Annotated in this window: 24 protein-coding genes; 13 read left to right on the forward strand and 11 right to left on the reverse strand. The window is 59.4% G+C overall.

The window, feature by feature from the left end:
* Window position 1: 1 nt before the first annotated feature.
* The 3 genes from B4F27_RS09925 to gloB form a co-directional block, all read right to left on the reverse strand.
* Window positions 2-970 carry a M23 family metallopeptidase gene (locus B4F27_RS09925; protein WP_286759570.1) on the reverse strand — a complete coding sequence of 323 codons (969 nt, stop codon included), beginning with the start codon at window positions 968-970 and terminating at the stop codon, window positions 2-4.
* On the reverse strand, window positions 967-3288 hold the full coding sequence (clpA, locus tag B4F27_RS09930) for an ATP-dependent Clp protease ATP-binding subunit ClpA (RefSeq protein ID WP_005849580.1): 2322 nt from the start codon (window positions 3286-3288) through the stop codon (window positions 967-969). Before clpA ends, B4F27_RS09925 begins: the two co-directional genes overlap by 4 nt.
* 175 nt (window positions 3289-3463) lie before the next feature.
* Window positions 3464-4231 (reverse strand): hydroxyacylglutathione hydrolase, encoded by a 768-nt coding sequence (gloB, locus tag B4F27_RS09935; protein WP_286759571.1) that lies wholly within the window; start codon window positions 4229-4231, stop codon window positions 3464-3466.
* A gap of 151 nt (window positions 4232-4382) precedes the next feature.
* On the opposite strand from gloB, the gene B4F27_RS09940 reads away from it, so the two are divergent.
* The 7 genes from B4F27_RS09940 to B4F27_RS09970 all read left to right on the forward strand — a co-directional run bounded on the left by B4F27_RS09940 (window position 4383) and on the right by B4F27_RS09970 (window position 10784).
* Window positions 4383-5153: a methyltransferase domain-containing protein gene (locus tag B4F27_RS09940; RefSeq protein WP_005849577.1), complete on the forward strand. Its 771-nt coding sequence runs from the start codon at window positions 4383-4385 to the stop codon at window positions 5151-5153.
* 278 nt (window positions 5154-5431) lie between these two features.
* Window positions 5432-5992, forward strand: coding sequence for a F0F1 ATP synthase subunit delta (locus B4F27_RS09945; protein ID WP_174226613.1), 561 nt, complete (start codon window positions 5432-5434; stop codon window positions 5990-5992).
* The gene (gene atpA / locus B4F27_RS09950; protein ID WP_005849573.1) at window positions 5993-7531 is read left to right on the forward strand and encodes a F0F1 ATP synthase subunit alpha; all 1539 of its coding nucleotides are present in this window, start codon (window positions 5993-5995) and stop codon (window positions 7529-7531) included.
* Between the two features lie 14 nt (window positions 7532-7545).
* Window positions 7546-8424 (forward strand): F0F1 ATP synthase subunit gamma, encoded by an 879-nt coding sequence (locus B4F27_RS09955; RefSeq protein ID WP_005849572.1) that lies wholly within the window; start codon window positions 7546-7548, stop codon window positions 8422-8424.
* A 19-nt stretch (window positions 8425-8443) separates the two neighbouring features.
* Window positions 8444-9868 carry a F0F1 ATP synthase subunit beta gene (gene atpD, locus B4F27_RS09960; RefSeq protein WP_009825206.1) on the forward strand — a complete coding sequence of 475 codons (1425 nt, stop codon included), beginning with the start codon at window positions 8444-8446 and terminating at the stop codon, window positions 9866-9868.
* A 12-nt stretch (window positions 9869-9880) separates the two neighbouring features.
* Window positions 9881-10318 (forward strand): F0F1 ATP synthase subunit epsilon, encoded by a 438-nt coding sequence (locus B4F27_RS09965; protein ID WP_005849569.1) that lies wholly within the window; start codon window positions 9881-9883, stop codon window positions 10316-10318.
* Window positions 10319-10445: 127 nt separating this feature from the next.
* Complete coding sequence (locus B4F27_RS09970) at window positions 10446-10784, forward strand: H-type lectin domain-containing protein (RefSeq protein WP_081858800.1); 339 nt, start codon at window positions 10446-10448, stop codon at window positions 10782-10784.
* Between the two features lie 31 nt (window positions 10785-10815).
* On the opposite strand, the gene B4F27_RS09975 is transcribed toward B4F27_RS09970, so the two are convergent.
* Window positions 10816-11835, reverse strand: coding sequence for a ribose-phosphate pyrophosphokinase (locus B4F27_RS09975; protein ID WP_005849565.1), 1020 nt, complete (start codon window positions 11833-11835; stop codon window positions 10816-10818).
* Window positions 11836-11943: 108 nt separating this feature from the next.
* Here B4F27_RS09975 and B4F27_RS09980 point away from each other — a divergent pair, with 108 nt between their 5' ends.
* Both B4F27_RS09980 and B4F27_RS09985 read left to right on the forward strand, forming a co-directional pair.
* Window positions 11944-12540: a 2-hydroxychromene-2-carboxylate isomerase gene (locus tag B4F27_RS09980; protein WP_184581550.1), complete on the forward strand. Its 597-nt coding sequence runs from the start codon at window positions 11944-11946 to the stop codon at window positions 12538-12540.
* Complete coding sequence (locus B4F27_RS09985) at window positions 12537-13325, forward strand: alpha/beta fold hydrolase (RefSeq protein WP_286759572.1); 789 nt, start codon at window positions 12537-12539, stop codon at window positions 13323-13325. The genes B4F27_RS09980 and B4F27_RS09985 overlap by 4 nt, the downstream gene beginning before the upstream one ends.
* Before the next feature lie 3 nt (window positions 13326-13328).
* Here B4F27_RS09985 and B4F27_RS09990 read toward each other — a convergent pair whose 3' ends face one another.
* The 6 genes from B4F27_RS09990 to B4F27_RS10015 all read right to left on the reverse strand — a co-directional run bounded on the left by B4F27_RS09990 (window position 13329) and on the right by B4F27_RS10015 (window position 17948).
* A complete protein-coding gene (locus B4F27_RS09990) occupies window positions 13329-14366 on the reverse strand; it encodes a threonine aldolase family protein (RefSeq protein WP_286759573.1) in 1038 nt (345 codons plus the stop codon).
* Window positions 14366-14836 (reverse strand): YcgN family cysteine cluster protein, encoded by a 471-nt coding sequence (locus B4F27_RS09995; protein ID WP_286759574.1) that lies wholly within the window; start codon window positions 14834-14836, stop codon window positions 14366-14368. Before B4F27_RS09995 ends, B4F27_RS09990 begins: the two co-directional genes overlap by 1 nt.
* Complete coding sequence (locus B4F27_RS10000; RefSeq protein WP_037944760.1) at window positions 14833-15765, reverse strand: bifunctional riboflavin kinase/FAD synthetase; 933 nt, start codon at window positions 15763-15765, stop codon at window positions 14833-14835. The genes B4F27_RS09995 and B4F27_RS10000 overlap by 4 nt, the downstream gene beginning before the upstream one ends.
* Before the next feature lie 105 nt (window positions 15766-15870).
* Window positions 15871-16314, reverse strand: a complete 444-nt coding sequence (locus B4F27_RS10005) for a MaoC family dehydratase (RefSeq protein WP_005849555.1) — start codon at window positions 16312-16314, stop codon at window positions 15871-15873.
* Window positions 16315-16404: 90 nt separating this feature from the next.
* Window positions 16405-17277, reverse strand: a complete 873-nt coding sequence (locus tag B4F27_RS10010) for a TIGR01459 family HAD-type hydrolase (protein ID WP_286759575.1) — start codon at window positions 17275-17277, stop codon at window positions 16405-16407.
* Window positions 17278-17375: 98 nt separating this feature from the next.
* Window positions 17376-17948 carry a TetR/AcrR family transcriptional regulator gene (locus B4F27_RS10015; RefSeq protein WP_286759576.1) on the reverse strand — a complete coding sequence of 191 codons (573 nt, stop codon included), beginning with the start codon at window positions 17946-17948 and terminating at the stop codon, window positions 17376-17378.
* A gap of 99 nt (window positions 17949-18047) precedes the next feature.
* Here B4F27_RS10015 and B4F27_RS10020 point away from each other — a divergent pair, with 99 nt between their 5' ends.
* Window positions 18048-18614, forward strand: coding sequence for a carboxymuconolactone decarboxylase family protein (locus tag B4F27_RS10020; protein ID WP_005849548.1), 567 nt, complete (start codon window positions 18048-18050; stop codon window positions 18612-18614).
* Between the two features lie 104 nt (window positions 18615-18718).
* Here the strand turns inward: B4F27_RS10020 and B4F27_RS10025 are convergent, their stop codons facing one another.
* On the reverse strand, window positions 18719-19639 hold the full coding sequence (locus B4F27_RS10025) for a manganese-dependent inorganic pyrophosphatase (protein ID WP_286759577.1): 921 nt from the start codon (window positions 19637-19639) through the stop codon (window positions 18719-18721).
* 132 nt (window positions 19640-19771) lie between these two features.
* Between B4F27_RS10025 and B4F27_RS10030 the strand changes: the two genes are divergently transcribed.
* The 3 genes from B4F27_RS10030 (at window position 19772) to groL (ending at window position 22641) form a co-directional block, all read left to right on the forward strand.
* Window positions 19772-20452 (forward strand): DUF2161 domain-containing phosphodiesterase, encoded by a 681-nt coding sequence (locus B4F27_RS10030; RefSeq protein ID WP_286759578.1) that lies wholly within the window; start codon window positions 19772-19774, stop codon window positions 20450-20452.
* Window positions 20453-20630: 178 nt separating this feature from the next.
* Complete coding sequence (locus tag B4F27_RS10035) at window positions 20631-20918, forward strand: co-chaperone GroES (RefSeq protein ID WP_005849542.1); 288 nt, start codon at window positions 20631-20633, stop codon at window positions 20916-20918.
* A gap of 73 nt (window positions 20919-20991) precedes the next feature.
* Window positions 20992-22641, forward strand: a complete 1650-nt coding sequence (gene groL, locus B4F27_RS10040; RefSeq protein ID WP_005849541.1) for a chaperonin GroEL — start codon at window positions 20992-20994, stop codon at window positions 22639-22641.
* Window positions 22642-22727: the final 86 nt, after the last annotated feature.

The following is a 22727-nucleotide window of genomic DNA, read 5'->3' on the forward strand; positions in this document are numbered from 1 at the left end:
GTTATTTGACCTCGATTTCCGTGCTGCGTTGGCTGATGATCTGCAGGCCGCGGATCATCGTCACCGTGCCGGTATAGGTGCCGGCGGGCCAGTCCACGCGGCTACGTTTGCCGATGGCGCGAAAGGCTTGGGCCTGGGTTTTGGTCAGCGTCACATCATCCGCGATCACCATGCCGTCAGGGCCGGCGATGGACAGGTTCACGATGTCATCTGCCCGCGTGCCAAACATATAGCCCCAGACAACCAGCGCATCCGCATCCACGGGCAGGGAGGCTGCGGCCGCATCGCCTTGTTTGATGGCGTCATAGGCGGGGACCGCATCGGCAAAACCAATGCTGATCAGCCCACCGGCGCGGTAGTCGGGCCGTTCGGCCCAAAGATTGCTATCACCGGGCGCGTCGCAGCGGGTCGTCCCATCGGGATCGAAGGGGTCAACGACGGCCCCATCTTTGCGCACCGACAGATGCACATGGGGGAAGGCGGCCTTTCCCGACTGCCCGACAAAGCCGATGGTATCGCCCAAAGCGACCTCTTGCCCCGTGGTAACGCTGACGGAGCCTTGTTTGAGGTGGCAGTACTGGGTTTCCCAACCGTTCCCGTGGTCAAGCACGACGCCGTTGCCACATTCCTTACCGTCGATACCGGCGGCGTTTTCGCTGGTATAGCCGCTGTCAGCCATACCGTCGCGCATACCGGTGACACGGCCTGCAGCGCTGGCAAGGACGGGGATGTTGTCGGCGATACGGGCCCGGCTGGACAGTGCGAAATCCGTGCCTTTATGCCCGTCATAGCTTAACGCGGCACAGGTGAAATCCATCGCATCAGACGACGGGGCGCTATCTACATACTGCTGGATGAAGCAGTCTGTGCCAAGGTCGCAGTCAAGGGGAGGGGAGATAAGAAAACCCTCTGCCAGCACGGGGCTGGCAAAGGGCAGGGCAAGCGCAAATACGGCGCTGCGTGGTATCATTCAGCTGTCAGCAACGGTGGCTTGTTGCCTGTCAGCTTGGGGTTTTCCGACCCGAGGATCGTCAGGTCCAGCTCGCCCTTCTTGACGTTGACCTTGACCACACCACCTTTCGCCAGCTTGCCGAACAGCAGCTCTTCGGCGAGGGGCTTTTTGATGTGCTCTTGGATGACGCGTCCAAGGGGGCGCGCACCCATTCGTGCATCATAGCCTTTGTCGCCCAGCCATTCTGCGGCTTTGGTGGACAGTTCAATCGTCACGTTGCGGTCCATCAGCTGAGCTTCAAGCTGCAGCACGAACTTCTCGACCACCCGCAAGATCACATCTTTCGGAAGCGGCGCAAAGCTGATCACCGCGTCCAGACGGTTGCGGAATTCGGGCGTGAAGGTCCGTTCGATCGCGGCGGTATCCTCGCCGGTGCGACGGTCACGGCCAAAGCCGATCGCTTCCTTCGCCTGCTCGGACGCGCCTGCGTTCGACGTCATGATCAGCACGACATTGCGGAAATCCACTGTCCGGCCGTTATGGTCCGTCAGCTTGCCGTGATCCATCACCTGCAACAGGATGTTGTAGACGTCCGGGTGGGCTTTCTCCATCTCGTCGAGCAGCAGAACGCAGTGCGGGTGCTGGTCAACGCCATCGGTCAACATGCCGCCCTGATCAAACCCGACATAGCCGGGAGGGGCACCGATCAGGCGGGACACGGCGTGTTTCTCCATGTATTCAGACATGTCGAAACGCAGCAGTTCCACACCAAGCGTGTCGGCCAGCTGTTTCGCCACCTCGGTCTTACCTACACCTGTCGGTCCTGCGAACAGGTAGTTGCCGATGGGTTTTTCCGGCTCGCGCAGGCCAGCACGGGCCAGTTTGATCGCGGACGACAGGGCTTCGATCGCCTTGTCCTGACCGAAGACGACGCGTTTCAGCGATGCCTCAAGATCCTTGAGCACAATCACATCATCCTTGGATACGTTCTTGGGCGGGATGCGCGCGATCTTGGCCACCACGGCTTCGACTTCTTTGGTGCCGATGGTCTTGCGCCGTTTAGAGGCCGCCAGCAGATGCTGCGCCGCGCCCGCTTCGTCGATCACATCGATGGCGGAGTCAGGTAGTTTGCGGTCGTTGATATAGCGGTGCGCCAGTTCAACCGAGGTCCGGATCGCGTCAGAGGTGTATTTGACCGAGTGGTGATCCTCGAAGTAGGGTTTGATGCCCCGCAGGATTTTCACCGCATCCTCGACCGAAGGCTCGTTCACATCGATCTTTTGGAAACGACGCGCAAGGGCACGGTCTTTTTCGAAATGCTGGCGGAATTCCTTGTAGGTGGTCGACCCCATGGTGCGCAGCTTGCCGCCCGCAAGCGCGGGTTTCAGCAGGTTGGAGGCATCCATCGCGCCGCCGGATGTGGCACCGGCACCGATAACGGTGTGGATCTCGTCGATGAACAAGACGGCGTTGTCATGTTCTTCCAGTTCGGTCACCACGGCTTTCAGGCGTTCTTCGAAATCACCGCGGTAGCGGGTGCCGGCCAGCAACGCGCCCATGTCGAGCGAGTAGATCGTGGTTTCGGCCAAGACCTCGGGCGTTTCACCGGCAACGATCTTGCGCGCCAGCCCTTCGGCGATGGCGGTTTTCCCGACGCCGGGGTCGCCCACCAGCAGCGGGTTGTTCTTGCGGCGGCGGCACAGCACCTGGATGCAGCGTTCCACCTCGTCCGATCGGCCGATCAGCGGATCAACGTCGCCTTCGCGGGATTTCGCGTTCAGATCGACGGTGTATTTCGCCAGCGCGGATTCTTTCTTGTCGCCATCGGTGACGCCTTGGGCTTCTTCCTCGTGATCCGGCGCACCGGACACGGGGCGTGGTTCACCGAAAGCCGGATCCTTGGCGACGCCATGCGCGATGTAATTGACCGCATCATAGCGCGTCATATCCTGTTCTTGCAGGAAGTAGGCGGCGTTGCTTTCGCGTTCTGCAAAGATCGCGACCAGCACGTTCGCGCCGGTCACTTCGGTCCGGCCAGAGGATTGCACATGGATCGCCGCGCGCTGGATCACCCGCTGGAACGCTGCCGTTGGCACCGCTTCGGAGCCGTCAACATCGGTGACCAGATTGTTCAGGTCTTCATCGACAAATTCGACCAGCGTTTCGCGCAGTTCGGTCATATCGACGGAACAGGCTTTCATCACCTGCACGGCGTCGGGTTCGTCGATCAGGGCCAAAAGAAGATGTTCAAGCGTAGCGAATTCATGTTTGCGCGCATTGGCAAGGGCCAGCGCCGCGTGAATGGCTTGTTCTAGGGTAGACGAGAATGAAGGCACAGGCGTGCTCCTTTTCGATCTGTGTCGGAGGGGGCGTCAGAAACAGGACGCGCCGCAACCGAGCATGGCCTCATAGTATTAGAGTTTGGTTGATCACGGCGCAGCTTCAAGGTTTTTCTGCAATATCGCTGTCACATTTATCGTGAACGTCGATTTTAGACCATGATTGCGGCGGTCAGAAACGGTCTTTGCGCGCGCGAATTTCGGCAAACACATCGGTGTCGGTGGCGTTGACCATCCCCAGTTGCGCACGGATGCCCGGATCGGACGGGCGCAGAAAGGGGTTGGTTTCAAGTTCCGTTGAAAGCGTCGAGGGAACTGTCGGCTCGCCATCAGCACGGGCCTGATCGATCTCTCTTGAACGAGATATAAGTGCCGTGTTTTCCGGATCAACCGTCAGGGCGAATTTTGCGTTCGACTGCGTGTATTCGTGACCCGAACATACGGTGGTATCGGCTGGCAGGCGCATCAGCTTTTGCAGGCTGTCCCACATCTGCGCGGGCGTGCCTTCGAACAGGCGACCGCAACCAAGCGCCATCAGGCTGTCGGCGGTAAAGACGCATTTGGCCGCGGGGACGTGAAAGGCGATATGTCCGACCGTATGGCCCGACACGTCGATCACATCGACCGTATGCGCGCCGAAGCTGAAGGATTGCCCGTCGTCATAGGCCGCGTCCAGCGGGGGCAGGCGTTCGGCATCAGCCTTGGCACCGATCACCCGGGCAGGGTGGTCGGCCACCAGCGCGGGCACGCCCTGAATGTGGTCGGGGTGGTGATGGGTCAGCCAGATTTCTGTAAGCGTCCAGCCCAACTCGTCCAGCTTGGCAGCGATCGGCGCGGCCTCGGGCACGTCGATCAAGGCGACCTTGCCGCTGGTCTGGTCGCGCAGCAGGAAGGCGTAGTTGTCGGACAGGCAGGGGATGGTCACAAGATCAAAGGACATGGCAGCGGCTCCGGTCGGGGTTTCGGGGTGCGGATCACCACGCTAGCGCGGGCGGGGCGGTCCTGCAAACGGGTTTCGCGCAGTCCGCTCTTTTGCGGCGCGTGGCTTTGGTCTAGGGTCGGGGCGATCCACCCAACAAGGCCCTTTGCCCATGCACCTTGATGTCCAAGACCTGCGCAACTTTTACTATCGCAGTGCCCTTGGCCGCGCGGCGCAGCATTCCTTGCGTACCCGCATGCTTGAGCTTTGGCCCGAGGCCAAGGGGCAGACCGTTGTGGGCTTTGGTTTCGCTGCCCCCTTGCTGCGCCCCTATCTGGCGGATGCGCGGCGGGTGATGACGCTGATGCCGGGGCCGCAGGGGGTCATGCCTTGGCCTGCGGGCATGCCCAATACCTCTGTGCTGACCGAAGAAACGCTCTGGCCGATCGAAACCGGACATGTCGACCGGCTGGTTCTGATGCACGGGCTTGAAACGTCTGACCGGCAGGGCGACCTGCTGGAGGAATGCTGGCGCGTGTTGGGGCCGGGGGGCAGGGCGCTGTTCATCGTGCCCAACCGTGCAGGGTTCTGGGCGCGTAGCGATATCACGCCCTTCGGATACGGGCGACCCTATTCGCTGGGGCAGCTCGAAACGCAACTGCGCAAACACCAGTTCCTGCCAGAGCGCCAGTTGGGTGCGCTGTATCTGATGCCCTCGACCAGACGGACGTTCCGGCGCGCGGGGCCGCTGTTTGAAAAGGTCGGGCGGCACATGCCGACGATCATGGCGGGCGGGGCGTTTATGGTCGAGGTGACCAAGCTGGTGTACCCGCCCAAGGGCAAGGTTGCACGCACGCCAGCACGCCGGTCGATCCGCGTTTTGGAAGGGGTCGGCGCGGTGACGCCTTCGGCCGTTCAGGCGGTCCTGCCGCAGCCTATGTGACCCCCGCGCCACGGCGGCAAGAATCGCTGGCACACCCGAAATTGCCGGATGTCTATTGATTTTTAGGCAGGTTGATCAGGTCAAAGCGTCGCAGGGGTGCATTGCGCTAAGAATAAGGGGCGCTTTCCTGTGGCAACCTCACTATACTGTGTTGCGGGATGCGGGTCCGTCTGCTACATCCGCCCTGATTTAGACGTCTTGGGTAATTTCAAGTCGCGCCAACACCCCGGTGACGCGATGTATTCGCTTATCCGGCCCTGACGTATGAGAGGATGGACGTGTCCGAAACAGCATCAATCTCTACAGGTATCGCACAACGCTATGCGACCGCCGTGTACGAGCTGGCCCAAGAGGCCAAAGCCCTTCCCCAGATCGAGAAAGATCTTGATGCGCTGCAAGCCGCATTGGCCGAAAGCGAAGATTTCCGCGATCTGATCAATTCGCCGATCTACACGCGCGAACAGCAAGCCGCGTCGATCAGTGCCATCGCCAAAAAGATGGACCTGTCCCAGACGCTCGCCAGCACGCTGGAACTGATGGCCAACAAGCGCCGTCTGTTTGTCCTGCCGCAGCTGGTCCAGAACCTGCGTGACATCATCGCCGTTGAAAAAGGCGAAGTGACTGCTGATGTGATTTCGGCCAAGGCGCTGACCAAAGCGCAGTCCGAAAAACTGTCCAAGTCGCTCGCCGCGACCACAGGCAAAAAAGTAACGTTGAATGCGACCGTTGATGACTCCCTCATTGGCGGTCTTATCGTAAAAGTGGGCTCTAAGATGATCGACACGTCGATCCGCGCAAAGCTCAATTCCCTCCAGAATGTAATGAAAGAGGTCGGATAAATGGGTATCCAAGCTGCAGAGATTTCTGCGATCCTGAAGGACCAGATCAAGAACTTTGGTCAAGAAGCAGAAGTTGCCGAAGTTGGCCGCGTTCTGTCCGTTGGTGATGGTATCGCTCGCGTGTATGGTCTGGACAACGTCCAGGCTGGCGAGATGGTCGAATTCCCCGGCGGCATCATGGGCATGGCCCTGAACCTCGAGACAGACAACGTTGGTGTTGTTATCTTCGGTTCCGACCGCGACATCAAAGAAGGCGACACCGTCAAGCGCACCAACTCCATCGTGGACGTGCCAATCGGCAACGGTCTGCTGGGTCGTGTTGTTGACGGTCTGGGTAACCCCATCGACGGCAAAGGCCCCATCGAATCCACCGAGCGTGGCCTCGCGGACGTTAAAGCCCCCGGCATTATCCCACGGAAATCGGTACACGAGCCAATGGCGACTGGCCTGAAATCCGTTGACGCGATGATCCCCGTTGGCCGTGGCCAGCGTGAGCTGATCATTGGTGACCGTCAGACCGGTAAAACTGCCGTTGCTCTGGACGCGATCCTGAACCAACAGCAGATCAACGACGCCGCAGGCGACGACGAGAGCAAGAAAATGTACTGCGTGTACGTTGCGATCGGCCAAAAACGTTCGACTGTTGCCCAGCTGGTTAAAAAGCTCGAGGAAACAGGCGCGATTGATTATTCCATCGTTGTTGCCGCCACCGCGTCCGAGCCTGCGCCTATGCAGTACCTCGCACCATACTCCGCAACAGCTATGGCGGAATTCTTCCGCGACAACGGCCGTCACGCGCTGATCATCTATGATGACCTTTCCAAGCAAGCCGTGTCCTACCGCCAGATGTCCCTGCTGCTGCGTCGTCCGCCCGGGCGTGAAGCTTACCCAGGTGACGTTTTCTATCTCCACTCCCGTCTGCTCGAGCGTTCGGCGAAACTGGGTGATGACGCAGGCAACGGCTCTTTGACAGCGCTGCCGATCATCGAAACCCAGGGTGGTGACGTTTCCGCGTTTATTCCAACCAACGTGATCTCGATCACCGACGGTCAGATCTTCCTGGAAACCGAATTGTTCTACCAAGGTATCCGTCCTGCTGTGAACACCGGTCTGTCGGTTTCGCGCGTTGGGTCCTCGGCTCAGACCAAAGCGATGTCTTCTGTTGCTGGTCCGGTTAAGCTGTCCTTGGCTCAGTACCGCGAAATGGCGGCCTTTGCTCAGTTCGGTTCCGACCTTGATGCCTCCACTCAGCAGCTGCTGAACCGTGGTGCGCGCCTGACAGAGCTGATGAAGCAGCCTCAGTACTCCCCTCTGACCAACGCGGAAATCGTCTGCGTGATCTATGCGGGTACAAACGGCTACCTCGACAAGATCGACGTCAAAGAAGTCGGCCGCTTTGAAGCGGGCCTGCTGGCGCATCTGCGCAGCAAGCACGCCGACCTGATGGCTGACATCACCAACAACGACCGCAAGGTGAAGGGTGAGCTGGAAGACAAGATCAAAGCTGCCATCGATTCTTTCGCCGCTGACTTCGCTTAAGGGAGGGAGGGCACATGCCAAACCTCAAGGACCTAAAAAACCGGATCGCGTCGGTCAAATCGACCCGCAAGATCACGAAAGCCATGCAAATGGTTGCCGCGGCGAAGCTTCGCCGCGCGCAGGAAGCTGCCGAGCAGTCCCGCCCCTACACAGAGCGTTTTAACGCTGTGATGTCGCGGTTGGCTGCATCGGTAGGTGGGTCTGACACCGCCCCCAAGCTGCTGAGCGGCACGGGGTCGGATCAGGTTCACCTGTTGGTTGTCATGACCGCTGAACGTGGCCTGTGCGGTGGCTTTAACGCCAACATCGCCAAGCTTGCCAAAGCCCATGCCCGTGGCCTTATCGCCAAGGGTAAGGAGGTCAAGATTTTGACCGTTGGCAAGAAAGGCCGCGACAGCATCCGTCGTGACTTTGGCGACCTTTTGGTCGGTCACGTTGACCTCAGCGATGTCAAGCGCCTTGGCTATGCCGATGCGCAGGGGATCGCCAAGGACGTACTTGGCCGTTTTGACGCGGGTGAATATGACATCGCCACGATCTTCTATGCGAAGTTCGTGAACGTCGTCAGCCAGATCCCGACGGCACAGCAGATCATCCCGGCGACCTTCGAAGAGACCGAAGGCGCGGACGAGGCGACGACACTGTTCGACTACGAGCCCAGCGAAGAGGCCATCCTGGCCGACCTGCTGCCGCGCGGCGTAGCAACGGCGATCTTCTCGGCTCTGCTGGAAAACGCGGCCTCTGAACAGGGTGCCCGGATGTCGGCAATGGACAACGCTACACGGAACGCCGGTGACATGATCGAAGATCTGACCATCGAGTATAACCGTTCGCGTCAGGCCGTCATCACCAACGAGCTGATCGAAATCATTTCCGGCGCGGAAGCGCTGTAGGACAAATCGGAGAAACGACATGGCAAATGCAGTCGGCAAAATCACACAAGTCATCGGCGCCGTCGTCGATGTGCAGTTCGAGGATCACCTGCCAGAGATCCTTAACGCTGTTGTAACTGAAAACCACGGCAAGAAACTGATCCTCGAAGTGGCTCAGCACCTTGGCGAAAACACCGTGCGTACCATCGCGATGGACGCGACCGAAGGTCTGGTTCGCGGCCAGCGCGTCGAAGACACAGATGCGCCAATCTCGATCCCAGTGGGCAACGCCACATTGGGCCGCATCATGAACGTTGTTGGCGAAGCCATCGACGAAAAAGGCGACATCCAGTCGGCCGAGCGTCGCTCGATCCACGCGGACGCGCCCGAATTCGCGGAACAGTCGACCACATCCGAAGTACTGGAAACAGGCATCAAGGTTATCGACCTTCTGGCACCTTACGCCAAGGGTGGTAAAATCGGTCTGTTCGGTGGTGCCGGTGTTGGTAAAACCGTTCTGATCATGGAACTGATCAACAACATCGCCAAAGTGCACTCCGGTTATTCGGTTTTCGCGGGCGTTGGTGAACGTACCCGTGAAGGGAACGACCTGTACCACGAGATGATCGAATCCAACGTTATCAACCCTGATGATCTGGAAAAATCGCAGGTTGCGCTGGTGTACGGCCAGATGAACGAGCCTCCCGGAGCGCGTATGCGCGTTGCTCTGACCGGTCTGACACTGGCCGAACAGTTCCGCGACCAATCCGGTACCGACGTTCTGTTCTTCGTCGACAACATTTTCCGCTTTACCCAAGCCGGTTCCGAGGTTTCGGCTCTGCTGGGTCGTATTCCTTCGGCCGTGGGCTACCAGCCAACACTGGCGACCGACATGGGTGCGATGCAAGAACGTATTACATCGACCAAATCCGGTTCGATTACATCGGTTCAGGCCGTTTACGTTCCTGCGGATGACCTTACCGACCCTGCGCCGGCGACATCCTTTGCGCACCTTGACGCGACAACCGTTCTGGACCGTTCGATCTCGGAAAAGGGTATCTACCCTGCTGTTGATCCGCTCGGCTCCACATCGCGTCTGATGGACCCATCCATCGTTGGCGAAGAGCATTACAATGTGGCGCGTGACGTTCAGGGTATCCTGCAACGCTACAAGTCGCTGCAGGACATCATCGCGATTCTCGGCATGGACGAACTGTCGGAAGACGACAAACTGACCGTTGCCCGTGCGCGTAAGATCGAACGCTTCCTGAGCCAGCCTTTCGACGTTGCGAAAGTGTTCACCGGCTCCGACGGTAAGCAGGTTCCACTGGAAGAGACAATCACCTCCTTCAAGGCGGTTGTTGCCGGTGAATACGATCACCTGCCCGAAGGTGCCTTCTACATGGTTGGCGGCATCGAAGAAGTGAAAGCGAAAGCTGAAAAAATGGCGGCAGACGCCGCTTAAGGAGCGCTGAAAATGGCAGACACAATGCAATTCGACCTCGTTTCGCCCGAGCGGCGGCTGGCCTCGATGCAGGTGACGGCCGTTCAGATTCCGGGTGCGGACGGGGACATGACAGCAATGCCTGATCATGCCCCCACCATCACCACGCTGCGCCCCGGTGTGCTGCGTGTTGAAGGCCCGGAAGGCACTGCTGAGTATGTGGTAACCGGCGGCTTTGCCGAGATTTCTTCCGAAGGCGTATCGGTTCTGGCCGAACGCGCGGTATCCAAGGGTGATATGACCCAAGAGCATCTGGACGAAATGATCGCCGAAGCCAAAGCCATGTACACAACGGCAAAAGAGGGTTTCGTGAATGAACCTGGCCCCGTAGACGACGCAGCCAAGCTGCTGTCCGACATGGTTGCCATGGGGGACGAAATCGGCTTGTCGAGCAAGCAACCCAGCCTCTGACGTTTCCTTGCCCGTTTTGATGAAAAGGCCCTGCATCCGCGGGGCCTTTTCTATTTGTTAACCTTAACTTATGGTTGTCAGGTTGTAGGGGTAGGACAGGTTAGGGCAGGCCATCACCATGAAAAGAATGAACGCAAGCAGCGTTGGTATCGATAGCGGAGAGACGGTGTTGTTCTCCGATTTTCAGGATGGTGGCGAGATGTGGACGGGGAAGGGCCAGCGCGAGCGGCGCAACCATATCACCTTCTCCACGCCGTACCGCGATATCCCCACGGTACACGCCTCGCTTGCGCTGTGGGACGTGGATAACGCCACGGTCATGCGCGCGGATCTGCGATCAGAGAATGTGACGAAGGAAGGTTTTGAACTGGTGTTCCGCACCTGGGGCGATACGCGTATTGCGCGCGTCAGGGCGTCTTGGATGGCCATCGGGCCGTTGCCGCAGCAAGACGACTGGGAGCTTTAAGCAGCGCCCCCAGCCGTTGTTTCAGGGGCGCTTAGCCGGGTTTGTACATGCCGTCGTAGATCGGCTCTAGCGTGTCGGCGTCGAACAGGGACGAGACCGAAGTGCCGTTCCAGATGTTCAGGATCGCCTGCGCAAAGATCGGCGCTGTAGGCACGATCCGGATGTTTGTTGCTTGTTTGACGGCGGGCGTCGGCGCGATGCTGTCCGTGATGACCAGCGATTTCATCACCGAATTGCTAACGCGTTCGACCGCAGGGCCGGACATAACGCCGTGGCTGATGTAGGAATGGACTTCCTTCGCGCCGTTTTCCATCAGCACTTCGGCCGCTTTGCACAGGGTGCCGGCGGTGTCACAGATGTCGTCCACGATCAGGCAGACCTTGTCGGTCACATCGCCGATCACGGTCATCTCTGCAATCTCGCCGGGCTTTTCGCGGCGCTTGTCCACGATGGCGAGGGGGGAGTTGATGCGCTTCGCCAGTTCGCGTGCGCGGGCCACGCCGCCCACATCCGGAGAGATGACCATCAGCTCGTCCATGCGGCCCTTGAATTCGTTCTGGATGTCCAGCGCAAAAACGGGGGAGGCATAGAGGTTGTCGACAGGGATATCGAAGAAACCCTGGATCTGAGCGGCGTGCAGGTCCATCGTCAGGATACGCTCAATGCCGCTGCCGACCATCATATTCGCGACCATCTTGGCGGTGATCGGCGTGCGTGCCTTGGTGCGGCGGTCCTGACGGGCATACCCGAAATAGGGCAGAACAGCCGTGACACGCGCCGCGGAGGACCGGCGCAGCGCGTCGGCCATGACCAGCAGTTCCATCAGGTTGTCATTGGCGGGGTTCGACGTTGGCTGGATGATGAACATATCCTCGCCGCGGACGTTCTCGTAAACCTCCACAAAGATTTCGCCGTCATTGAACCGTTCGACCCGTGCGTCGACCAGCCCTACGTTGACCCCCCGATGCAGCGACATCCGCCGTGCGATGGCTTTGGCCAACGGCATGTTCGCGTTACCTGAGATCAGTTTGGGTTCGGTGGTTTGAGCCATGTGCAAAGGGTCCCTGGATGCAGAACATGTGACAGAATCGTGACGTTGACACCGCTTAGCATGGCCTTACGGTCTGGCAAAGCTGCACAGCCCTGATCGGAGACCCAAATGCCCCATATCGACTATTTTTTTGCGACACTTTCACCATATGCCTATCTGGCGGGAAACCGGCTTGAGGAAATCGCCGCCAAACACGGGGCGACGATCACCTATAAACCTTTCGATCTGATTACCGCTTTCGGGCGCACGGGCGGGCAGCCTCCGAAAGATCGGCATCCGTCGCGGCAAGAGTATCGCGCGATTGAACTGCCGCGTCAGGCCAAGAAGCTGGGCATGCCGTTCAATCTCAAACCCGCGCATTGGCCCACCAACGGTGCGCCTTCATCCTATGCGATCATCGCAGCGCAGAACGAAGGAGGCGACGTAGGCAAGCTGTGCCAGCTGATCATGACCGCCGTCTGGGCCGAGGAACGCGATATTGCCGAAGATGCGGTCGTGCGCGACTGTCTTGAAAAAGCGGGCTTTGACCCCGCGCTGGCCGATAAAGGCTTGCTGCAGGGGGCTGATACCTACGCGCGCAATCTGGAAGAGGCGGTCGAAAAGGGCGTCTTTGGCGCGCCATTCTATATTCTGGACGACAGCCACAAGTTCTGGGGCCAGGACCGGCTTGAAGACCTTGACCTCGTGATGGCAGGTAAATTGTGAGTTCAGGTTTATATACACGGCAATTCGGGCATGGTCCGCGGCAGGCACTGGCTGTTCACTGCACGCTTGCCCATTCCGGCGCGTGGCGCGGCGTGGGCGAGGCGTTGGCAGATGAACTGACGCTGCTGTGTCCCGATCTGCCCTCCCACGGGAAATCCGCCGATTGGGACGGGCAGGGGGATATCCATGCCCGGGCGACCGATCTGGTGCGGGAGCTGGTGACCGAACCGATTGATATTATCGGCCATTCTTTTGGCGCGACGATCGGCTTGCGGATTGCCATCGAGAACCCCGAACTGGTGCGCAGCCTGACGATGATTGAACCGGTCTATTTCGCGGCGGCCCTGGCTGACGATCCGGCACGGGTGGCGGCCGCGGATCGCAACTCCGACGGGTTCGATGCGGCTTTTGATGCGGGCGACCGGATGGAGGCCGCGCGCATCTTCAACACCGGCTGGGGCGATGGCAGCGGATGGGAACAGACGCCGGAAAAGCTGCGCCAGTATATGGCTGACCGTATCCATTATGTGCCCGCCAGCCAGCCGTTTTTGCGGGACGACAATGCCGGATTGCTAGAACCGGGCAAGTTCGCCCGCGCCGCGATGCCGGTGCTGTTGATAGACGGGGGCACATCGGCGGATATGGTAGATGCGATCAGCACGTCCATCGCCCGCCGTTTGCCGAACGTGACACGCAAGGCAATCGAAGGGGCGGGGCACATGGCTCCGATCACGCACCCGCAGGCCGTCGCCGCTGAAATCCGCAGCTTTCTCGAAACGGTATAGCCGTCAGAAATACGATAGGAACTGGTCGATCGCCTCTGTGCCGATCGACCAGTCACAGACCAGCCGCGCCGATAAGGGCTCATTCGGGTCGTCGCCCTCTAACGGGCCATCCATGACATAGTATTTCGCCCCCGCATCATGCAGCTTCTGGTGGATGCGGCGGGGCCATTTGGCAAAGATCATATTGGCGTCGGGTTTATGCAGCAACGTTGCCCCTGCGGTGCGCAAACCCTCGGCCAGATGGCGCGCGTTGGCATTGGCCCGGGCGGCGGTCGTCTTCCACAGTTCGTCCTGCATATAGCCCGCCATCTGCGCAGACAGGAACCGGTGTTTGGAAAACAGATGCGCCCCGCGTTTGCGCCGCAGCTCGAACTCCCACGCCTTGGCGGGGTCGAAGAAAATCACCGCCTCGACACCCATGCAACCGTTCTTGGTGCCGCCAAAGCTGACGACATCCACGCCCGCTTTCCACGTCATCTCTGCCGGGGTGCAGCCCAGGGCAACCAGCGCATTGGCAAAGCGCGCCCCGTCCAGATGCACCGGCAGGCCATAGCTTTTGGCGACAGCGGTGAGGGCGTTCAGCTCTTCCAGCGAGTGGACCGAGCCCCGTTCGGTCACCTGGGTGATCGACACCGGCCCGCGCTGCGCGCCATGTACATTGCCCTCGGGGTGTTTCTCGATCGCCTTTGTCAGCGCCTCGGGCGTCATCTTGTCGTCGGTTTCAACCACGGTCAGCTTTGCGGCACCGGCATAGAACTCGGGCGCGTTACATTCGTCTTCGTGGATATGCGAGGTGACGGAGCAAAAGATCGTCTGCCACGGCTGGGTGTAGCACGCCAGCGCGAGCGCATTGGCCGCGGTGCCGGTTGCGACCAGATAGACCGCGGCCTCTGGTGCCTCGAACGCGGTGCGGATCGCGTCGCGGACTTCGTCCATGATGGGATCGTTGCCATAGGGCATCGCGTGTCCGGTGTTTGCCTGTGCCAGACGGTTCATGATCTGGGGGTGAACAGGGCCCGCGTTGTCAGAGGCAAAAAACATCAGGTTGGCTCCTCGATGATGTGGTCTTCCCATTCCTCGAACGGGGTGTCGAATTCCGAGACGGTGTTATGCTGCACCGAGATTCCCGCGCGATGCACGCTATCAGGGTCACCGCTGATCAGCGGGTGCCAGTCATACAGCGGCTTGCCCTGCCATAGCAGCCGATAGGCGCAGGTGAGCGGCATCCAATAGGCGTGGGTATCCAGATTTTCGGGCTTCAGAACGATGCAATCGGGCACGAAGTGGTGCCGGTTCTCGTAGTGGCTGCACCGGCAGGTCGCATCATCCAGCAGGCGGCAGGCCACGCGGGTCAGGGCGACTTCTTCGGTGTCTTCGTCTTCAAGCTTGTTCAGGCAGCATTTCCCGCAGCCGTCACACAGCGCTTCCCATTCGTCTTGCGACATCTTGGTCAGCGGCTTCTTTTCCCAGAACCGTTTGGCAAGACCTTTGGCGGCAATCGGATCGGTCATAGTGCGGCCAGAATGCTGCGGGCCTGCGCGCTGTCCGCATCCATCTGGGTGATCAGCGCGTCAAGACTGTCGAATTTTTCCTCGCCGCGCAGGTGGTCGACCAGCGCGACCGAGACATGCTTGCCGTAGAGATCGCCTTTGAAGTCGAAGATGAATGTCTCGAGGTTGGCCTTGTTCTCGCCGAACATAGGGCGCACGCCAAGGCTGGCAACGCCGTGGTAGCGCCCTGCCTGCGGCCCTTCAAGCACATCGACAAGCACGGCATAGACACCAAAGGCTGGCGGGTGCAGCCCGTCGATCGACATATTCGCCGTCGGGTAGCCCAGTTCGCGCCCGCGCTTTTCACCGTGCAGGATCGGGCCTTCAACACGGTGCCAATGGCCCAGCATCGCGGCGGCATCGCGGGGGCGTGCCTCTGTCAGCGCGTTGCGGATTGCGGTCGAAGACACGGTATCAGGGCCCTTCGCCATCAGCGGCGCGATGGTCACGCCGAACCCCATCTCGGCACCGAAGGCCTGCAGCTGTTCAGCGGTGCCCGCGCGCGCCTTGCCAAAGCGGAAGTCCGCGCCCACGACCACATGGCGCAGGCCCAGCCCATCAACGATCACCTCCTGCGCAAAGGCGCGAGGGCTGAGGCCGGAAAGGGCGGCATCGAACCCCAGCTCATACAGCTTGTCGACGCCGATCTTTTGCAACTGGTGCGCGCGCGCCTCTGCGCCCATCAGGCGGAAGGGCGGGGCGTCGGGGGCGAAATATTCGCGGGGGTGTGGCTCGAATGTGACCACGCCCAAGGGCGCGTCGGGCAGGGCGGCGCGGGCCATATCGATGACCGACCGATGCCCCAGATGCACCCCGTCGAAATTGCCAATAGCGGCGGTCGCCCCCTGATCGGAAGCGGATACAAATTGATAGTCGCGAATGATTTCCATGCGCTTGGTGGTAGCCCCCTCTGCCGGTGCTGACAAGCAGCGGGGCGGGTCACGGTACCGAAAAACCGCAGCGTCCCGGGACGGGCGCTGGCGGGAGGGCTATCGTCAGTCGAACTTGCGCGACGGGGCCAGAACGGTTGCTTCGCCAATCAGGACCTTTTTGCCATCAATCGCACAGTGACAATCCAGTTTCACACGCCGCTTGTCGAATTCGATATTGGTGACCTTCACCTCGGCATAGACCAGATCGCCGGGGCGCACGGGGGCCAGAAACTTGAGCGACTGCGCCATGTAGACGGTGCCATGCCCCGGCAGCTGCTCTCCGATCACGGCAGAGATCAGGCCCGCAGTCAGCATGCCGTGGGCGATCCGCCCCTCAAAGATCGTGTCCTGCGCATAGGCGTCGTCCAGATGTACTGGATTACGATCAGTGGACACTTGCGCGAACATCTCGATGTCTTCGTCGGTGATGACCTTGCGCAGATAGCGCGTCATGCCGATTTCGATATCTTCAATACAGATCGTTCCACGGGGCAGATTATCCAACATGCCAGCCCTTTCAGTAATAAAGTGACGCCAGTTTTATCCAGTGTGAAACTTAATTACTTTGCAGGCGCAGAAACGCAAGGAAAAAGTAGGTCAGCGTAGGTGCCCAATTGTGTAGGTCGGAGCCGATGTTTCCTTTTCCAAATAACGGATTAGCGCCTCGGGATCGGGCTGGGTCTGCGTTTCGGTTTCCCGCGCGGCCAGACCGCCAGAGATGAAAAGCGAATCGATATCCTCGCCCATGGCCCCTTTGACATCGGTATGGATGCCGTCGCCGATGGCGAGAATGCCATTGTCGGTGATGTCCTTGTCCAATGCGTAGAGCTTGCGGCGGGCCAGATCATAAATCGGCGGGTGCGGCTTGCCGAAATACAGGCTTTCCCCGCCCATCTCGGTATAAAGCGCCGCGATGGCACCAGCGCACCATTCGCGCACATCGCCACGGTCCACCACGATATCGGGGTTCGCGCAAAGCAGCTTGAGCCCCTTTTGCTTGGCATAAAGAAGTTGCGGGCGCAGCACGGAGGGGTCTTCGGATGGATCGAAAGGGCCGGTGCAAACGATGCCCTCGGCGTCTTCCAGATCAACCCGCTGGATATCGACAGGATCATCAAGCACGTCGCTGGGATCAAAGAAGTGCTTGTCCGTGGGCGGGCCAAGGTGCCAGACCTGCGTGCCCACCATGCCGCGATACATCGCCGTGCGCGCAGAATCGCCCGAGGTGGCAATATCGTCCCACGCATCATCCGGTACGCCGAAATGCGCCAGTTGTTTGATCACGCCGTCGCGGGGGCGGGGGGAGTTTGTGACGAGCACCACCTTGCCGCCGCCGTTGCGATAGGCTTGCAGCGCGGTGACCGCATCTGGCAGCGCCTTGACCCCGTCGTGGACGCAGCCCCAAAGGTCGACGAACAAGGCATCATAGCGGTCAGAGATTTCGAAAAGGTTACTGATAATCTGGGTCATGGGCCGCTTTCCAATCTGCAAGAGCTTTGCACCGCAGAAAACACACATCTCCCCGCGGGGCAACTGGGCAGCGCAACAGGCCCGAGCCGTGATGCGCGTCAGAGCCGCGCCAACCCGTCCGCGATTTCGCCCGCGATGGCGGCGGCATCCACCCCCTCACGTTCCGCAGAGACGCGCAGCCCCAGCACATCGGATTGGTAGCGCCGCGCCAGACTGCGCGGATCGTGTTCGGTGCTGATGTCACCGGTGGCTTGGGCTTGGGAAAACAGCTCTGCGAACATCTGCTCCATCTTCAGCAGATGGGCGTTTGCCTTTTGCGCCAGCGGATGACGGTGGGCTTGCAGTTCAAGCAGGGTTTTCGAGAGCATGCAGGCTTTGGCCGGTGCGGTGTCATTCGAAATCACCATGCGGGGAAATTTTTGCAGCGCGGGCAGGGGGCCTTCGTTCCGGGCAAGCGTCTTCATCCGCTCTGACCCGTCGGCGGCGTAGCGATCCAGCGCCAGTTCGAACAGCGCATCCTTTGACCCGAAGGCTGCATAGAAGCTGCCCGGCTTCATCTTGAGGCTCGCCTCCAGGTCCTTCAGCGACGTGCCCGCCCAACCGCGTTGCCAGAACAGATCGCGGGCGCGTTCGATCAGATCTTCACGGTCATAGCTGGGTTTGCGGGGCATGGGTTCACCTTTTCTTGAATGATTGCTCAATTATATACTTGAGTGATCGCTCAATAAACCCTAAATGTACTTTAGCGAAACATTTACAGGAGCTTTTCCATGTCCTTCCCCTCTCACGATCTTGATACCGCACCCGAAGCCTCCAAGCCGCTGCTTGAGCAGTCGCAAAAGGCCTTTGGCCGTCTGCCCGGTTTGCACAAGGTTCTGGCCGAAAGCCCACAGGCTTACGAAGGCTATCAGGTGCTGCACAAGCTGTTCACCGAAACCGATTTTGATGCGGAAGAGCTGACTGTTGTCTGGCAGGCGATCAACGTCGAGAACGAATGCCACTACTGCGTCCCCGCGCACACAGGTATCGCCAAGATGATGAAGGTATCGGACGAAATCTCGGACGCGCTGCGCAACGAAACCGCGCTGCCGACACCCAAGCTGGAAGCGCTGCGCACCTTTACCGTCCAGATGTTCCGCCAGCGCGGCAACGTGTCTGACGATCAGATGAAAGCGTTCTTTGACGCGGGCTATGGCCACCGCGCGGTGCTGGATGTGATCCTTGGGATGGCGCAGAAAACCATCTCCAACTACGTGAACCACGTCGCGCAGACACCCGTCGACGACGTGTTCAAGCCGCTGGCATGGGAACGCGGCGATACCCCTTTGAAGGTGTAAGCCCCTCGCGCTTCGGCGCGGCGCTGAAATGACAAAAGCCCCCCTGATCTCAGGGGGGCTTTTGCGTTTGTGCCCCCGCCAAGCAGGGAGCCGGATAGGTCCGTTTAGACTTTGATGTTCGGGATGATCTGCTTTTTACGGCTCATCACACCGGGCAGGACAACGCTGTCACCGGTGACGGTCGCGCCAAAGCTTTTCTCTGCCACAGACTTGGTAAAGTCGTTGGGGATCAGCATGGTGGCTTCTTCGTTCAGGATGTCGACTACGAAAAGCAATACCTGATCGGCCCCGTCTTCTGTGGCAACGCCGGGCATTGCGGCCATCAGCGCGTCTTTGCGGTTCAGCACGGCTGCGGGCGATGTGGTTTCCAGAACGGAGACGCGGAATTTCTTGCCGTCGACTTCGTATTCTTTCGAATCCATGCGCAGCAGCTCTGCTTCGGAGAAGGACGAGACGTCGGATTTCGCCGCAAACATCTGCGCCGCATATTCAGCGATGTCGATACCCAGATCCTTGGCCAGCGCGTGGGCGATGGCGGTGTCTTCTTGCGTTGTGGTCGGGCTGCGGAATTCCAGCGTGTCGGACAGGATGCAGGTCAGCATCGCACCTTTGATATTGGCGGGCATCTGCGCCATGTCATCACCGATCATCTTGTACATGATCGTCGCGGTGCAGGCGAGCGTCTCCATCACGATGTTGACGGGGCCTTTAGTTTCAAGCCCGCCCACCAGACGGTGGTGGTCGATGATGGCGGTGATGTCCGCGTCATTGATGCTGGCGGGCAGCTCGGCAGGGTTGTTGGTGTCAACGATCACAACGGGCTGGTCGGCTTGCACGTCGTCGATGATCTGCGGTTTGTCCAGCTTCCAGTGGTCCAGCATGAACAGCGCTTCGGTGTTGGGCTCGCCCAGCAGGGCGGGGGCGGCATCGACGCCTTTGATTTCATTCAGGTACCATGCCCAGATGATCGGGCTGCCGGTGCTGTCTGTGTCGGGGGATTTATGGCCAAAAACAAGCGTTGTCATAGGAATGTCCTGCAGTGGGAGAGTGTTGATTTGCGCGCCTTATATGGTTGGTTGGCGCAGTTGTCACCACCTGCCTGATAGCCGCGGCTTTGGGGTTCTCAGCAGCGGGGCAAAGCTGGTAGCACTGCACCCATGACAAACCCGCGCGAAACCGACCTTTACCCGCCGATCAAATCCTTTCTCGAGGATCAGGGCTATGTCGTGAAGTCAGAGGTGGGGGCTGCCGATGTCGTGGCCGTTCGCGGGGCAGAGCCGCCGGTGGTGGTAGAGCTGAAGCTGGGCTTTAGCCTCGCGCTGTTTCATCAATGTATCGCGCGTCTGTCGGTCAGCGATGATGTCTATCTGGCGGTCGCCCGTCAGCCGGGCAAACGTTTTGCCAAGGCGGTCAAGGACAACACGGCACTGGCGCGGCGTTTGGGGTTGGGGTTGATCACCGTGCGGCTGCAGGATGGTCTGGTCGAGGTGCATTGCGATCCGGGCCCTTATGCGCCGCGTAAAAGCGCCAAGCGGCAGGCGCGTCTGCTGCGCGAATTCGCACGGCGTCAGGGGGACCCGAATGACGGCGGGCAGACGCGGGCAGGGCTGGTCACTGCGTACCGGCAGGATGCGCTGAAGCTCGCGATGTACCTGTTCGAGGCAGGGGCCAGCAAAGGTGCCCATGTCGCGCGCGAAACCCAGGTTCAGCGGGCAACCGCCATGATGCGCGACAATCACTACGGATGGTTTGAAAAGATCGAGACAGGCATATACGGCCTGACCCCGACAGGTGCCGAAGCCGTTTCCGCCTCGGGGCGGGTGCTCGGGTCGGACTAGCCTGCTCAGGCCACGGGGCAAGTTGGCTAAAATTTTTCAAATTACCGTGGTTGACTAGGGCCGTGCACATCCTTAGCTATCCCTCGTTAGCACTCGGCAGGGCTGAGTGCTAATGGCTGCACCCCTCGACCGGAGGGGCGGCTTGGGAGAATAACTTTGAGCCTTAAGGAGCTGAAAGATGGCATTTAAACCGCTGCATGACCGTGTGCTGGTGCGCCGCACCGAAAGCGAAGAAAAAACCAAGGGTGGCTTGATCATCCCTGATTCCGCAAAAGAAAAACCCTCCGAGGGTGAAGTTGTTTCTTGTGGCGAAGGCGCGCGCAAGGACAGCGGTGAGCTGATCGCAATGGCTGTAAAAGCCGGCGACAAGGTTCTGTTCGGCAAATGGTCCGGCACAGAAGTCACCCTGGACGGCGAAGAACTGCTGATGATGAAAGAAAGCGACATCATGGGGATCCTGTCCTGAGCTCAGGCAGACCGGGGCCTAGCGCCTCACCCAAGATACGCTGACATCAACCCAAGATTTTAGGAGAGACACTATGTCTGCTAAGGACGTAAAATTCGGGACCGACGCCCGTAACAAGATGCTTAAGGGTGTGAACATCCTTGCCGATGCCGTCAAAGTCACACTGGGCCCCAAAGGCCGTAACGTTGTGCTGGACAAATCCTTTGGCGCGCCTCGCATCACCAAAGACGGTGTATCCGTAGCGAAAGAAATCGAACTGGAAGACAAGTTCGAAAACATGGGCGCACAGATGGTCAAGGAAGTTGCTTCCCGGACCAACGACGAAGCGGGTGACGGTACAACAACCGCAACCGTTCTGGCCCAAGCCATCGTTAAAGAAGGCATGAAATCGGTTGCCGCTGGCATGAACCCGATGGACCTGAAGCGCGGCATCGACATGGCGACCACCACTGTCGTCGAAGCGATCAAAGCAGCAGCGCGCCCTGTCAACGACAGCGACGAAGTTGCCCAAGTCGGCACCATCTCTGCAAACGGCGAGAAAGAAATCGGCCGTCAGATCGCGGACGCGATGCAGAAAGTCGGCAACGAAGGTGTGATCACCGTCGAAGAGAACAAAGGTCTGGAAACAGAAACCGATGTTGTTGAAGGCATGCAGTTCGACCGCGGTTACCTGTCCCCTTACTTCGTCACCAACTCCGACAAGATGACTGTCGAGCTGGAAGACGCGATCATCCTGCTGCACGAGAAAAAACTGTCCTCGCTGCAGCCAATGGTTCCCCTGCTTGAGCAAGTGATCCAGTCGCAAAAACCACTGCTGATCATCTCGGAAGATGTTGAAGGCGAAGCGCTGGCAACTCTGGTTGTCAACAAACTGCGCGGCGGCCTGAAAATCGCAGCGGTCAAAGCACCTGGTTTCGGCGATCGCCGCAAAGCCATGCTGCAAGACCTTGCAATCCTGACAGGCGGTCAAGTGATCTCCGAAGATCTGGGCATGAAGCTCGAGTCCGTGACCATGGACATGCTGGGTTCGGCCAAGAAAGTCACCATCACCAAAGACGAAACAACAATCGTTGACGGCGCTGGCGAGAAGGCCGAGATCGAAGCACGTGTTGCTCAGATCCGTAACCAGATCGAAGAAACCACATCCGACTACGACAAAGAGAAGCTGCAAGAACGCGTTGCCAAACTGGCAGGCGGTGTTGCCGTGATCCGCGTTGGCGGCATGTCCGAAGTTGAAGTAAAAGAGCGCAAAGACCGCGTTGATGATGCCCTGAACGCGACACGTGCCGCTGTTCAAGAAGGTATCGTTGTTGGTGGTGGTGTTGCACTGGTTCAAGCGGGCAAAAAGCTCGAAGGGCTGACAGGCGACAACGCAGACCAGAACGTTGGTATCGGCATCGTCCGCAAAGCGCTCGAAGCGCCTCTGCGTCAGATCGCTGAAAACGCTGGTGTTGACGGTTCCGTAGTGGCCGGCAAAATCCGCGAAAGCGACGACCTGAAGTTCGGCTTCAACGCTCAAACCGAAGAATATGGCGACATGTTCAAATTCGGTGTTATCGACCCTGCCAAAGTTGTGCGTACAGCGCTGCAAGACGCGGCATCCGTTGCTGGTCTGCTGATCACAACCGAAGCCATGGTTGCCGACAAACCGTCGAAAGACGGCGGCGCAGCCGGCGGCATGCCCGACATGGGTGGCATGGGCGGCATGGGCGGCATGATGTAAATCACGCCGCGGGGGCGATCCCGCCCTTGTGCTGACAGAATGAAGGGGCGCATCACCAGATGCGCCCCTTTTTCGTGGTACGTCGC

The organism is Sulfitobacter sp. UBA1132 (assembly GCF_002311545.1).
In the GTDB taxonomy this organism is placed as follows: Bacteria; Pseudomonadota; Alphaproteobacteria; order Rhodobacterales; family Rhodobacteraceae; genus Sulfitobacter; species Sulfitobacter pontiacus.